Raw genomic sequence first — 14,172 nt, 5'->3', positions numbered from 1 at the left:
TTTATACATTGAATTAGAAATTTTATTCATCTCACTATAATTAAGGAGACGTCCCATGGGGAAAGTCGATTATTCTAAATATGCAAAACTCAGTCCATTTGAACTGAAAGATAATTTAATAGAATTAGCTCAAAGCCGAACTGACCGCATGATGTTAAATGCTGGGCGTGGTAATCCGAACTTTCTTGCGACTATCCCACGCCGAGCATTCTTTCAACTGGGTTTGTTTTCGGCAACCGAATCCGAGTTTTCGTTTTCATATATGCCAGAAGGTTTAGGTGGTTTCCCTCGCCCTGTTGGACTCCAGTCACGTTTTGATAACTTCATTTTAGAAAACCGCGATAAACCCGGTGTGGTCTTTTTAGGCAAAGCGGTGTCTTATGTCCGTGACCAATTAGGCTTAGACCCTGATCTGTTTTTACTTGAAATGGTTGAAGGAATTTTAGGCTGTAACTACCCAGTGCCAGACCGAATGCTCAGAGTGAGTGAAACGATTATTAAAGAGTACGTCTTACGAGAAATGGGCGTCCAAGGCATGCAAAAAAGAGATTTAGATTTGTTTGCTGTTGAAGGCGGAACAGCCGCAATGGCCTATATCTTTAACTCACTCAAAGAAAATAAAATCATTAAAAACGGCGACCGCATTGCCATTGGTAGTCCCATTTTTACGCCATATCTGGAAATTCCAAAACTTAATGACTACCAGCTTGAAGAAGTGCTCATTGAGGCTGACCCTAAACTCGGTTGGCAATATCCAGAGTCAGAACTTCGAAAGTTAGAAGATCCATCTATTAAGGCGTTCTTCTTGGTCAACCCAAGTAACCCGCCATCGGTCAAAATGAGTGATGAAGGACTTGCGATTTTGGCGGATATTGTCAAAAAACGCCCCGATCTGATTATTTTGACTGATGACGTTTATGGTACGTTTGCCGATAACTTCAAATCACTTTTTGCAATCTGTCCTGATAACACCATTTTGGTTTACTCGTTCTCTAAATACTTTGGTGCGACTGGTTGGCGACTTGGTGTCATTGCACTTTCAAATAACAATGTGCTTGATAAACAAATTGCGAATTTATCGAAAAAAGAGAAGAAAGAGCTTGAAGAGCGCTATTCATCTTTAACTACTGACCCATCAAGTATTAAGTTTATTGACCGTTTAGTTGCAGACAGCCGTAATGTTGCTTTAAACCATACGGCTGGCCTGTCTACTCCTCAGCAAGTACAAATGGTTTTATTTGCACTCTTTAATATGATGGATTCACGCCAAAGCTATAAAAAAGCAGTTAAGTCTGTTGTACGTGAACGCGATGCAGCACTGTATCGACAACTTGGTGTTGATGTTCCAACAGATCCAAATGCGGTCGACTACTACACCCTTGTTAACCTTGAAAACACCTCACGCACTCTCTATGGTGATGAGTTTGCCGACTGGGTTATGAAAAATAAAAATCCGACCGAGCTATTGTTTAGAGTAGCAGATGAAACAGGTGTGGTTTTATTACCGGGTTCTGGTTTTGGTGTGCAGCACCCTTCTGCCCGTGCGTCATTGGCTAACCTAAATGAATATCAATATGCTGCTATTGGTGATTCTCTAAGACGCTTTGCAGATGAAGCTTATGCGGAATATTTAAAAACCAAAAAAGGAAAATAACTGCATATAAAAAGTGAGGCTCTAGCAGCCTCACTTTTCTATTAATTCTCTAGCTAACTTTTACAAATAGTCACGCCACCATCGGCAAGTAAAGCACTTCCTGTAATAAAGCTTGCATCATCACTCACTAGAAAAAGTGCAGCTTTCGCAATTTCATCAGGCTCGGCTAAACGTTTCACGGCATGTATGCTTTTTATAAACTCTAGCACTTCTGGCGAAGACGTCGCCTCTTGTCCCATTGAAGTATTTGTTCCACCGGGTAAAAGCGCGTTTACTCGAATACCTGCTGTTGCATATTCTGCGGCCATCACTTTGGTTAAACCAATCAGTCCAGCTTTGCTTGCAGCATAAGCCGCCATTTGCGGGAACCCAATATGATGCCCCACAAAAGATGCGGTAAACAGGATTGAGCCATATTCCTGCTTTAACATGACTTTAAGCTGCTCTCTAGCCGACTGAAACGCACTGGTTAAATTGCTTTGCAGTACGTGATTCCAATTTTCATCGGTTGTGTCGTGAGTCAGTTGATATTCGCCCAATAGGCCTGCGTTATTAAACGCAATATCTAACCGTCCATAATATTGCAAGGCCGTATCAATCGCTTTTTGCATGGTTGTCGGGTCATTAAGATCCCCTGCGATAAAGTGCGCAACAACTCCATCTTGATTCAGTTTATTACAAAGCTGTTCTAAAATATTTTCACGACGTGCAACAAGAATAACTTTTGCACCTTCCGCTACAAATAGGGACGCCGCGCTTAAACCTATACCTGAACTCGCACCCGTAATAATAGCTACTTTGTCTTTTAATCTGGTCATACTCACAATTCCATCTTTGTTTAAATTGATGGATATATTCTGAATAATCTGAAGAAAATAGACTCTCTGATTCTTGCTGTTTTGAAAAAATTAACGCTATAAAAACAGCAAGCTAAGCCCGCTTTTATAGAGTTAGCTTCTTGCCAGTTCTGCTTCTTTCTCTAACAATGCACGTTTACGTTCCACGCCCCACCGATATCCCGAAATAAAACCATCATTTCGAACCACACGATGACATGGAATAGCAACCGCCAACATGTTTGCTGCACACGCCCCTGCAACGGCCCGAACTGCTTTAGGTGAACCTATTTTTTGGGCTATATCAGAATAACTGGCCGTCTGCCCCGCAGGAATTTCTTTCAAGGCTTGCCATACTCTTTGTTGAAATGCGGTCCCTTGAATATCTAGCGGTAAATCTAATCCGATTTGTGGCGCTTCAATAAACCCGACAATATGCGCAATCAGTTGCTCAAACTCATCATCACACCCAATTAAATCGGCTTCTGGGAATTTATCTTGTAAATCATTTAAAAGCTTTTCAGGGTCATCGCCTAGCAAAATTGCACAAATTCCTTTTTGACTTTGAGCAACTAAAATATCTCCTAAAGAGCACTCACCTATGGCGAAAAAAATACGTACACCTTTACCGCCAGATTTCCATTCTTTCGCTGTCATACCTAATAGCGAATTTGAATTTTCATAAAACTGACTATTCGAATTAAAGCCTGCATTAAATATCGCATCAGTCACACTGATATTTTCATTTAAGTTTTCTCTTAGCTTTTTACTTTTATGGGCATCGGCATAGCCTTTAGGTGTTAGACCAGTAATTTGCTTAAAAACTCTATGAAAATGGTATGCGCTCATTCCCACATGATCTGCCACGTCTGATAAAGACAGGTTTTCCTCATGCAGCTCAATATATCTACAAGCTTTCTCAATTTTTTCTACAAGCTTTGGATCGTGTGCGTTCGAGAGTCTATTTTGTATTTTTTGGCTAGCTCGATAACCATTTTTCTCGGCTTGCGCGGCACTTTCAAAGAAAACTACATTTTCTTTTTTAGGCAGCCTTTTTGTACTTGACGGTAGACAGTACATCCCTGAGGTTTTAACGCCATAAACAAAATATGCATCAGCTTCAGCATTTCGATCTACAATTGCTTGCCATCTATCCTCGTCTGTTATCCACTGATTTTTCATTTTGCTCACCTCAATTGCAATTTAATATTTAATGACTTATTTTCGCAACTTTGTTGATAAGCAAAACTCTTGGTATTGCTATTTTAATCTTTTCAACGCAAAAACATTCCAATGCAACTTTACTCCGAGCACACCCAATAAAATTAATGCTGCACCTAAAATTTGAGTATGGGTCAGCACATGATCAAAGAAGAAATAATCAATTACTATGGTCGATATAGGATAGATAAAAGATAAGATCGCAATGTTATTTAAAGGTATTTTCTTAATTGCAGAGTACATTAAATAGTAAAGAAATGCTGTGTGTAAAACCCCTAACCCAAGTACAAATACCCATTGTTGGCCTATCGGTGGATTTGTAAAAACCGAAATAAACGGAGTCATAACAATGGCTCCACTTAAGGTTTGTATAAACACAATTAATAACGGCGGTGTATTGGTTAGTTTTTTAGTGATTAGAACCGATATTGAATACAGTGTAGTGGCAACTAAAACCAGCCCTAAGCCAATTAACTCATTCGTATTCACCGAGGCACTGCCCAAACCTATAATCACAATTAAGCCTACAAAAGCAACTATGGTCCATAACACATCATTTTTATTTAGCTTTTCATGAAAAACTAAAGCTCCTAAAAATAAAATGACAAACGGGTTTACGTGATAAACAATCGTTGCTAAAGAAATAGAGGTTTTGGGAAAAGCGGCAAACAGTAGAACCCAGTTAAAAATAATCAGTAGGCCTGAACTCACCATTAAAAATAATTCTTTTTCGCCAAAGTATACTTTTTTAAAATAACCATAGAATAAACAGATGGGTATTAGGCATAGTGCTGAAATAAGGCAGCGAAAAAATACAATATTAATGGGTGATTGACCTGATTTAATTACAAATAGACCAATACTCCCTGAAAGTAGCATGGCTACTATCATTTCAAGTGTGCCGACTTTCCTTTTTAACTCATGATCATTCACACATTTCTCCAATAAATTTATATCTTTAATTATTTGGCTAATTTATATTTACCTAATCAATTAGAATTTTTTAAGATAAATCGTTTAAACTTAGTAATATAAAATTTAAATTATTCATCTATTTAATATGAAAATTAATTTTGATGTTAAAGTCGTTTCTGGTTTAGTAGGTTCCTTAAATATTCAAATTATACCTTTGGATCTAAATAGAAATAAAGATTGTATAGACTCTATAGTTATTGATGAAATTGCTTTTTCACTCGTTGAAAATGTATTTAACCGAGATAAAGAAAAGTTTTTTCATTGGGGAGCTACTTTTATTAGCTCTAAAAAAATAAGAGATATTATAAAAGATTTATATAGGCTTCATTCATTTATAAATCAGTTAGATAAATACGATAAGGCATTAAAGCTCATTTTCGAAGAAGAAACAGAATGGTTTGCAACTCACTTTAACTTTTTCAAACCACAAGCACTTAACATGATCATAGAAATTACAAAATTTCTTGAGAAAGCCGAAAACGAATATGATGGCATTACCGTATTAGGCATTTAACAACCCAAGCCCAATAGCTTGGGTTGCTCTGAGTTTTTAGGCGACTCTCACCAAAAAGTAATCTAACAACTTGGTTTGTTCTTCAACTCTGTCTGAGGTTAGAAGCCCTAAAATTGCCCCATCTATCATAAATACCAAAATCTCTGCTTCTGCATAGGAAGTCATTTTCTTAGTTTCTACCATGAGGCAGAAAACCTCATTTTTTAGCCAACGCCTATAACGCACGGCACTTTGGTAAGCATAAGGATAAAGTGATTTAGTTTCAAAAATTGCTTTAAACAATAGGTAATAAGCGCTATTTAAGTCGGCATGTAAAAGATAAATTTGTCTGAGTTTATCGGTTAACGTGGAATATTGGGTTGTTTCTATCACCTCTCTTACTTTTTCCATGAGTGTGTCTTTTTGAAGTAAAAGGCATATTTCAATGAGGCCTGCTTTTGAGCGAAAGTAATTGTAAAGCGTAGCTTTCGGAATGTTGGACTCTTTGGCAATCAGGTCTACGCCTGCGGTATGAAATCCATAGGTTGTAAATAGACGTATAGCCGTTCGAATAATGTGTAATTTTTTGGAGGGCGCTTCTAAATAACGTGGCATAATTTTACCAATTAAAATAATTTTTTGTTGTATATAAAAGAGATAGAAATGCCCCCACTCTTGAATTGAGTGCTAAATACAGACATGCAAAAGCCGCACAATAATGGTGTGCTCGCCTATCTCAGGTTTATTGTTGCTATGATTTTTAGTCGTAACGATTCTTAAGGCGTAGAAAACCTAGAGTCGATTGAACCGTTTTATAGACTTTTTAAGCGGTATGGGCAGAGAGAATTTGGCGAAAGCCAATAAAAAAGAATTAATACGCACAGAGGACTCCTCATGTCTAAAGAAGTTCTACCGAATCACTGTCAAACGATTATGGTGGCAGAACGAGAGAAGGTTGACAGACTGGTTAGACGCCAGCACACCCGAAGGTGTCCCTCTCCCGTCCTACCGCTACGGGAGGAGACGAGGAGCTTACACACAGGACTATTCCTCAGAAGGAATAATTCTGATGTGGTCTAAATCAGCCTGTCAAAGCCGGCTGGCAATGTGGCCAGCAGGCAAAGGATAGTGCTCAACCCTATTACAGTCAAGCATACAAAATGACATTTGCTTTAAATTAGAGCATTAAAAAGTAAGGATAAATAATTAAAATTTATTGTTAAATTGGGGTTTATAAAACACTGAAATAAGATAAAACGTCTATTATTTCTTCTTTAAGGATTTCAAGTAAATTGATTCAAATTTTATAAAATAATCAAAAATTCAATTAACTATATAGATATTAATTTTATAAATAATAAATTAATAAAAGCTCATTACAGGAGATGTAAACTATGTAAGTTTACTCCATCCCATTTATATGAGTATATTTATTTATCAGGGGATTTCTTCTTCAAGCGGTTTACGGGTATATGGTATAAATTCTTTTTTCATTGCTCCAAATAATTGAAAATTTTGCTTAGCCATATTTAAACTAATACCATTTGCTCCTCCCATATAATCAGGATCTTTATTCTGAACATTGTCATCTTCCCAAAAACAGACTGCACAGATATCGAACGAACCATAGGGTAATTCATCAAATGTAAGATAACCACAGCATGGACATGCGTAAGACACTATTTTCTCCTATCTTTATCTATATCAATAAATTATACCATTAGTAGGTTTAAGCGTATTTTATGGATAACTCATGAATGTAGTCTTTATTTTTAACATTCAAAACTAAAACTTTTATAGCTATTATGGGTGAGAGTCTAATTTATTATTTAACTCTAATATGAATAATATATTTTGATAACAATTTAATTGATTTTTATAAGGATTATGATGAATTTGGCTGATATAAAAATTTCTACTCACAGGCTGAACTTAAAACCATTTACAGCAAATGATGCGGATGAAACATACAGCTGTATTACCCCTACACTCACACGCTATTTGGCTTGGTACCCTCAACCAAGACATGAGTTCGATCAAACTTGGAGTAAATGGCTAAAGAACTTTGCTGTTGGAACTGAAATTATATTTGTTATCAGAGAGGCATCTTCTCAAGTATTTATAGGCCTTGTAGGTCTACATCGTATGCAAACCAGTAACCCAGAGTTAGGTATATGGATACGCGAAGACTATCATCATCATGGTTATGGTAGAGAAGCTGTTACAGCGGTAGCAAAGTGGGCAATTGACTTTGTTAAGCCGGAATTATTTGTTTATCCCGTTGCCGAAGAAAACCACCCAAGTCGAAAAATTGCTGAATCTTTAGGGGGTAAAGTAGTTTCCAAGTTTACTGGTCCTAAATATGAAATTGTAACCTATGAGATTCCTATCAATTACTAAACCCATAGAAATGGCTTAAAAATCTAAATGCTTTTAGAAGAAAAATTTGTTAAAACAAAAAAGCCAATTCTTTCGAATTAGCTTAATTACAACAGACCAGCTTTACTTGAAAATTGCTTCTTGCTTTTATTGTTCGCAACAATCTTCATCTTTTCTTGTTATAGGCTTAACTTAGCTTTTCATTATGACAATTCGGTTAAAAAAACATCAACCTTATATATAAAAACAAACTTGATACATAAAATAGTATTTTTAGCGAACTAGATCACAACTTAAGCAAATTGGATATTTTAAATACATATTCCACTAAGCGCTTAAGTCTATTATGCTTGAGTTATCGAATTGTTAAGTATGTATGATGGACCAGCAAACTTTATTACAAGAACTGAACTCTCTCATTGAATACTATTCAAAAAGAACCGATTGCCCACCTACTCGAATACGCATCGGCTATAGAGTGTATGCAAAGCTCATGCAATGCCCGCCTTTTGCAGATGAAGTAATGAACTCGGCGCTAGATCCAAATAAACGAAAATATAAAAAGATAAAGATTAAAATTACCAAAGATGATGACCAATTAGAGCTTGAATAGTTATATGTTGTGAATATCTCAAATTAGTTTGTATCTACCTTAAAAATTTCTTTTATCATTTCTATTTCTTCAGCTGCAATATGAGTTAACTGTATTGATGATAGTTCCTTATTGGAGTTAAAACCCAAATATAATTCTTCATTTTTAAAGTAACATACTGATTTTTCAATATTTAAGAAATTTAATACTAAGTAATCTAAACCTAAAATTAATTGAAGTTCATAATTAAAATCATCTCTAAATATGCTTGAATAATCCTCAGATATTATATTCCACTCTGAAACATCAAATTTAGGTAGGAAATTTTCCACAGGAAATGGAATTTTATATTTATTATTTTTTTTCAAAATGTTACTAGAATTTATTGATGCAAGAGTAATATTAATTACTTCGCCAGTGTTACTTAAACCTAGTTCAAATAAACAAGTTTTTCCATTTCCACATCGCCAGTATAGATCAGCTAATCCACTATTAGAGAACTCAATAGAAAAAGGAATGTATGAATCTATGTTAGTCAGTACATGTTTAGGCTGCTGCTTATCAGACATAACTAACATAGGTGATCCTTATCAATCTAAAATTAAATCCTAAAATAATTATTTGATTGTAAGCTATTTTTCAAGACAAAAAGCCCATGAACTGAGCTTTTATCTTTCATACAACATAACTTTTAAAACTCGACTTGCACCGTAACCGTATCTTGATACGTTCCCGCTGGTACAGTGTCTGCATTTTCATCGACAATTTTTGTGGTAAACACATAACTCTGCTGGGTTACTCCGTTATGCACGCCCGGATTAACCGTTGCGTTTAAACTCGACCAACGTTCGTTACCACTGCCCCATCGGTCATTCGATGAATTTTTAAAAATATCGTATTTTAAATACGTATTTCCCGTTTGCGACTTCATAGCACGTTGGTTACCGTTTTGAGGAGAAAGTCCATTATTTAAACTGACATAATATGGTGTATTTACCGAGCAACGGATTCCCATAGACGACTGAACAGGTTCAAGCTTGGAAGCAAACGCCGCCGTACCAAAGTTTACGTCTTGAGCTAAAATTCGGCAGTCTGGAAGTACAGTAATTGAGAGTGAACCAAGGGAGTCCGCGCCAGTTCCCCAGTTAAAACCAATACCTAATACCCCACGTTTAAACCCCGGGCTTTCAAAAAAGATCCCGATGCCAGCAATAGCAACCCCCGGTACCGAATAAAACCATTTTACTTTTAAAGGTGAATCAGCCTGATAAACACCAGGTGATACGCTTTGCCCAGCCGGAAGCCGTATGTAGAAAGGTAAATTACCATCTGGTCCGCTAAAAAGATTGACCAGCGTAAAGCTACTCATGTCTTTTTCTTGGCCTAAGCTTATGATTTCATTGTTACTGTCTAAAATAACAGCATTGAGCTTTTCTCCGGTTTGAGCATTGGTAAATGAATTCGACATTTGCTCAACCCGATATTTTAGGTAGGTCATGTTCGCCAAAGCCAAGCTAAAACCCGTGCATGACAAACCTGAATTAAACTGTGAAGAGTTTTCACCGTTTTCTGTTAAATAGATAGACGGAACCGAAATAGAAGATGAACCAGAAGCACTCACATTACATGCAGCATGAGCCAAATTTCCAGCTAGCATTAGTCCAGAAAATATACATAAATGACTAAGTAATTTTTTTGTTTTTATATTCATGGTAAAGATACCTCATGACACGTAACAGGCTTAACCACCACAATTTGTTGCTTGGCTTGCTCTACATCTACAGAAAAATCTGCCTTACAAATACTCTGATCCGAACGTTGAACAGTTACGGTATTGTTCGGTTTTAAATTTTCTAAATAGACAATGCCATCCATTCCCACATAAGACGACTCTTGGTCAGCTCTATGCACGACAGAACCTACAGGCATCGGTTTACCGTCTGCTTGAGTTAAATAAACGTTAGCAGCAATAGACTGATGAAGTGGGAACTTAATCACAACGCCAGAACCGCGTTTGGCAGCAATACGCTGTTCAACTTGTGTGATGGTGAAGTTTGAAGGTAAGTCGATTGGGTCGACGCTGTATTTACCCGAATAGTAAGGCGTAACGGATGGCACAAAAATGTGGCCTTTTTTATTGCTACGACCAATTAGGCTGTTTTCGTATCTGACCAAAACATCCGGTACTTGGTTGGTATCAATCAATGCAAAAGAATCGCCTAAACGGTTTGAAGCAAATACTTCTCCTGCCATATAAATGAGAGATCCGGATAGACCAAACCAATAGTTATAGTCATGGTTTCCAGATATCCCAAAGTCGGTATTAATATAACCGTTGCGGTAATTGACTCGTGCCTGATTTAAATCTTCACTATTTTCATTATAACGTCGGGTTAAATCGACACCGAAACCACCTTCGGATGGCACAGAACGGTTAAAGTTAATGTAGCCGGTATCGCCTTGTTTATTAAATGCATAACCCGAGTTTACAGTTGCGTTTCGTTGAAACAGCGGTATCGAAAGTTGAAATGCAGCACTCCACTCTTTTTCAATAAAGTCACGGTTGGCACTTAAAGAAACAGTCACGCCATTCATATAAGTCGGTAAAACAGGTGCCCATGACAAGTTTAAGAAGCGGTTTTTAAAGTCATTTGCTTTAGTATTGATATAACCGACGCCAAAGGTGCCTGAGTTTTTAGTGGCAAAGTAAGTATTAGCGGTTAGGCTTTTATTGCTATTCACTGAAATTAAGTTGCTATATTGCAGCCGTGAAAGATCGGTATATTCATCATCACGCTGGTTATGGTTAATACTAAAACCAAACCGATTGCGGTTATAGCTGTACCCAACCGTATATTGTTTCCCTTCCAAGTCTTTCGTCCGATCTTCAGACATAGATTTATCGGCTTTACTTTGGCTAAAAGAAGCACTCAGTACACCTAAGTTTGCAAGTTTGAGTACAGACCCTGCACCGAATAACTGTAAGTCTGAAGAAAGCTCGGTACGCCCTTCTACTGTAAACCAGTCATTTACCCCATAACGGGCATCGGCTGCACTTGCAAATTTCCCATAAGAAAAATTCTTAAGTCCGTAGTCTTCACGGATTTTCCCTAAAGACAATGAGTAGTCAAATAAGCCAGGCTTTAGCAAAGTATTAGAAATATAAAACGGGACTGCTGTTGTGACCTGACGTCCGACTGCATCGGTCGTGACTACTACGGCTTCCCCTTTACCGTTAATAAAAGGAACATTATTTAAAATAAACGGCCCAGACTGTACTTCTGTTGAGCTGGTCTTTTGCCCGTTAATAATTAAATCGACTGTACTGGGTAACGCGGCTTGCCCAATAAACTGCGGTAATGGATAGGTAATTAAATCTGGTCGGGTTGAATAGTTTCTTTGTACCTGAAAACCGCCCAGACGAACAGAACTTCCCCAAGTCGTTTTACTACCCGTAATAATGTCACCAAGCACAAAAGATGTAGCGTTCTTTTGATTATCGAATTGCCAAGAGGTGTCATAACGACGATAGCCGTCATTGTCTAAAGACTCGGCATTACCTTCATTTTTAAATTGATTTTTAACATAGACCCCAGAATTTTTAATTACACCGAGCGGTGAGAAAAAGCGCTGCTCTGTAAATAAACTGCTGGTTGAACCACCCTGATGTGGTCTATACGTATAAAAATCATAGTTATTGAGCAGCCCTATACCCGACTGAGCAACGACAGGCTTATACCATGAGTCTTTACCTAAAACTTGAGTCGGCATCCAAGCAGGTGGAAAATTAAGCTTAAAATATTGATTTGATGATTGATACTCATAGCTCACATCTTTTAATTTATCTAAAGATATCCAGTCACTCGCATCGCCACTAAATCCCAAAGTTAAAACATCTTGATTGGTTAAAGTAGTCTGGTTGTTGGCCAATAACTCTTGAGGGATTTGAATTTCCAACTCATCAATCAACTTCTTCTTTTGTATAAAATACTCATCATTTTTAACAATAACAGGTACAACTTGCTGAATTGAATATTGGTTTACGACTAAATCCAGATACAATTTAAAAAGTTGATTAATCTCATTAATATTTTTTGGTGGTGGAGGTAAATCTCCAGCAAGAGCAATATTTGAAATATTTAAGCAACCACCCGACAACAAAATTAGCAAAATACTTTTGCATAAATTATTATGCCGAAGGATCATGTTGGATCCTCCATTTTGCTGATTTCGATCAACTCTTGTTTTATGCCAGAGCTATCAACACCATAAATTTTAGAGGTTTTTGACAACTCATTTGCAGTCGACTTATCAATGGCAAACTTCACAGTACTATTCGATAACACATAGCCGAAAGCAGCTTTTCCTAAAGAAATATCATGACCAGTTTTTGATGTTTTAAGCGCAGAAAGACGAGCAAATTTCTGTCCATTATTTTTTAAATATAGCTCAGACTGGCCTTTGTCATTGTTGCGGACTGACCACTGTAAAACAGGTTTGGCTAAAGGATTTTTTGCATTCGCTTTTTGGCTCTCTTCAGTTAAGCCACTGCCTATACCTTTTCCATAGGCAAACAACGGAATTGAATAACGCATTTGGAAACTTACTTTAGAAGCATCTTGTTCATTTCCATCAGAAAGGCGAATCGGTAACTCATCTACAATCAAACGATATGACTGCTCTTTACCATCTGGCAAATTGGCACTTTTGGTCAAACGAAGCATATGCTTCTCGCCTGCTTTAATTTTAGCTACAGGCGGGCTAGGTATAATTTCTGATTGCTCGCTATAGTCATCTTTTAAACCATTTTGACTCCATTTAAACACCCGAATTTGCACCATCGCATCGGTCTTGCCAGTATTTTGGAGCCAAACCGCGGTTGCTTTTTCATTGGCTTCTATTTTTGGATAAATTGGCCAAATTAAGAAGGTTGCTTGCGCCATCACAGGTGTAACAAGTGATAATGTACTTGCAAATAAAAAAGATTTTAAAATGCCATTTTTAATAAATGCAGAATTGTTCATACAAATCACCATGTAATCATTATTGAAACAGTATCTTTATAAATTCCAGCCGCATGTGATTCATTATTATTTTCTAAATCAACGACACCATATATTTCAAAATTTGCTAGACGGTTTGTAGGTTTTGTAGCAGGCAATAAATATTTATTACCAACCACATATTCACTAACCAAACTACTCGAATTATATAATTTGTAAGGTAGATAATTAGAAGATGAGCTATTTCTCATTCGCCTTATATTATTTTGTAGATTTTCACCACCATCTATAGAAATACTTACAGGTAAACTTTCTGTACAGCGTATATTCCAAGAACTTTTACTATTTATAATACTAGCAACCACTTTATCTTTTGATAAAGCCGAGTATTGACCAAAATCAATCTTTTGTTCGATATTATCTATCGAACAACCATTTTCAATTTTAGCTTGAACTTTAAAACTCGAATTTAATTGAGGATCAGCTGCATATATAAGTTGACTCATAGATAGCAACAACATTGCCTTAAAATAAAAAAATTTCATTTTCTTAAAACTCAATTGTAATTGGTACTATATCTTTATATTCACCTTTAGATATACCACTACCATCATGTACAGCTTGACCAAAAATATCAATATTCTTTTTAGTATTCATATCATTAAGTATAAAAACATCATTTGCTCTAATGACTTGTTTATTTAAACCATAGAGTAAATTATAAGCAATAAAATCTTTACCATTACTTAATGCATGATAATAATTTTGTGAGAATGAAACAGGAACTTTACTATCATTATTTCCAGATCCAAATATTATTTTTACAGTTGAAATACCAGCACATTGTATTTGCAAGCCGGAATTTCCGTTATTTATTAAACTTGCTTCCAACACCCCATTAAAAGCAGTTGTAGCTTCTCCAAAATCTACAGATCCAAAATTTAAATTTGCTGTATTATTTTCTACAACTTTATTATTGATAGAACAAGAAGGTAATAATTCAATTTGACTTGTTAATT

The 14,172-nt window shown here is 36.4% G+C and carries 15 protein-coding genes; 4 read left to right on the top strand and 11 right to left on the bottom strand.

What is annotated here, in order from left to right; all coding sequences use genetic code 11:
- Window positions 1-55 precede the first annotated feature (55 nt).
- A complete protein-coding gene (locus J582_RS19505) occupies window positions 56-1,654 on the top strand; it encodes a bifunctional aspartate transaminase/aspartate 4-decarboxylase (RefSeq protein WP_004700712.1) in 1,599 nt (532 codons plus the stop codon).
- A gap of 53 nt (window positions 1,655-1,707) precedes the next feature.
- On the opposite strand, the gene J582_RS19500 is transcribed toward J582_RS19505, so the two are convergent.
- From J582_RS19500 to J582_RS19490, 3 genes are all read right to left on the bottom strand, one after another.
- Window positions 1,708-2,472, bottom strand: coding sequence for an SDR family oxidoreductase (locus tag J582_RS19500; RefSeq protein WP_031983601.1), 765 nt, complete (start codon window positions 2,470-2,472; stop codon window positions 1,708-1,710).
- A gap of 132 nt (window positions 2,473-2,604) precedes the next feature.
- Entirely contained in the window at window positions 2,605-3,672 is a 1,068-nt protein-coding gene (gene ada / locus J582_RS19495) for a bifunctional DNA-binding transcriptional regulator/O6-methylguanine-DNA methyltransferase Ada (protein ID WP_032048433.1), read from the bottom strand.
- Between the two features lie 78 nt (window positions 3,673-3,750).
- A complete protein-coding gene (locus tag J582_RS19490; protein ID WP_031983605.1) occupies window positions 3,751-4,644 on the bottom strand; it encodes a DMT family transporter in 894 nt (297 codons plus the stop codon).
- Window positions 4,645-4,771: 127 nt separating this feature from the next.
- On the opposite strand from J582_RS19490, the gene J582_RS19485 reads away from it, so the two are divergent.
- On the top strand, window positions 4,772-5,200 hold the full coding sequence (locus tag J582_RS19485) for a hypothetical protein (protein ID WP_031983608.1): 429 nt from the start codon (window positions 4,772-4,774) through the stop codon (window positions 5,198-5,200).
- A gap of 36 nt (window positions 5,201-5,236) precedes the next feature.
- Here J582_RS19485 and J582_RS19480 read toward each other — a convergent pair whose 3' ends face one another.
- Together J582_RS19480 and J582_RS19475 are read right to left on the bottom strand one after the other, a co-directional pair.
- Window positions 5,237-5,794 carry a TetR/AcrR family transcriptional regulator gene (locus tag J582_RS19480; protein ID WP_002049267.1) on the bottom strand — a complete coding sequence of 186 codons (558 nt, stop codon included), beginning with the start codon at window positions 5,792-5,794 and terminating at the stop codon, window positions 5,237-5,239.
- Between the two features lie 822 nt (window positions 5,795-6,616).
- Complete coding sequence (locus J582_RS19475) at window positions 6,617-6,859, bottom strand: CPCC family cysteine-rich protein (protein WP_031983609.1); 243 nt, start codon at window positions 6,857-6,859, stop codon at window positions 6,617-6,619.
- A gap of 210 nt (window positions 6,860-7,069) precedes the next feature.
- Here J582_RS19475 and J582_RS19470 point away from each other — a divergent pair, with 210 nt between their 5' ends.
- Together J582_RS19470 and J582_RS27110 are read left to right on the top strand one after the other, a co-directional pair.
- Complete coding sequence (locus J582_RS19470; protein ID WP_031983610.1) at window positions 7,070-7,579, top strand: GNAT family N-acetyltransferase; 510 nt, start codon at window positions 7,070-7,072, stop codon at window positions 7,577-7,579.
- A 358-nt stretch (window positions 7,580-7,937) separates the two neighbouring features.
- Window positions 7,938-8,171, top strand: a complete 234-nt coding sequence (locus J582_RS27110) for a hypothetical protein (protein WP_031983612.1) — start codon at window positions 7,938-7,940, stop codon at window positions 8,169-8,171.
- A gap of 23 nt (window positions 8,172-8,194) precedes the next feature.
- Here J582_RS27110 and J582_RS19465 read toward each other — a convergent pair whose 3' ends face one another.
- From J582_RS19465 to J582_RS19440, 6 genes are all read right to left on the bottom strand, one after another.
- Entirely contained in the window at window positions 8,195-8,728 is a 534-nt protein-coding gene (locus tag J582_RS19465; RefSeq protein WP_031983613.1) for a hypothetical protein, read from the bottom strand.
- Between the two features lie 113 nt (window positions 8,729-8,841).
- Window positions 8,842-9,861, bottom strand: coding sequence for a Csu fimbrial tip adhesin CsuE (csuE, locus tag J582_RS19460; RefSeq protein ID WP_004886355.1), 1,020 nt, complete (start codon window positions 9,859-9,861; stop codon window positions 8,842-8,844).
- Window positions 9,858-12,356, bottom strand: a complete 2,499-nt coding sequence (csuD, locus tag J582_RS19455; protein WP_031983616.1) for a Csu fimbrial usher CsuD — start codon at window positions 12,354-12,356, stop codon at window positions 9,858-9,860. The genes csuE and csuD overlap by 4 nt, the downstream gene beginning before the upstream one ends.
- Window positions 12,353-13,186 carry a Csu fimbrial biogenesis chaperone CsuC gene (csuC, locus tag J582_RS19450; RefSeq protein ID WP_151781919.1) on the bottom strand — a complete coding sequence of 278 codons (834 nt, stop codon included), beginning with the start codon at window positions 13,184-13,186 and terminating at the stop codon, window positions 12,353-12,355. Before csuC ends, csuD begins: the two co-directional genes overlap by 4 nt.
- Window positions 13,180-13,698 carry a spore coat U domain-containing protein gene (locus tag J582_RS19445; RefSeq protein ID WP_031983619.1) on the bottom strand — a complete coding sequence of 173 codons (519 nt, stop codon included), beginning with the start codon at window positions 13,696-13,698 and terminating at the stop codon, window positions 13,180-13,182. Before J582_RS19445 ends, csuC begins: the two co-directional genes overlap by 7 nt.
- A gap of 4 nt (window positions 13,699-13,702) precedes the next feature.
- Window positions 13,703-14,172: spore coat protein U domain-containing protein (locus J582_RS19440; RefSeq protein WP_032048432.1), on the bottom strand; the 470-nt coding region annotated here is incomplete at its 5' end.

The sequence above is a fragment of the Acinetobacter sp. 1566109 genome (assembly GCF_000582255.1).
GTDB lineage: Bacteria > Pseudomonadota > Gammaproteobacteria > Pseudomonadales > Moraxellaceae > Acinetobacter > Acinetobacter nosocomialis.
Note: the sequence above shows the minus strand (reverse complement) of the source record. Positions and strands in the feature narration are given on the sequence as shown.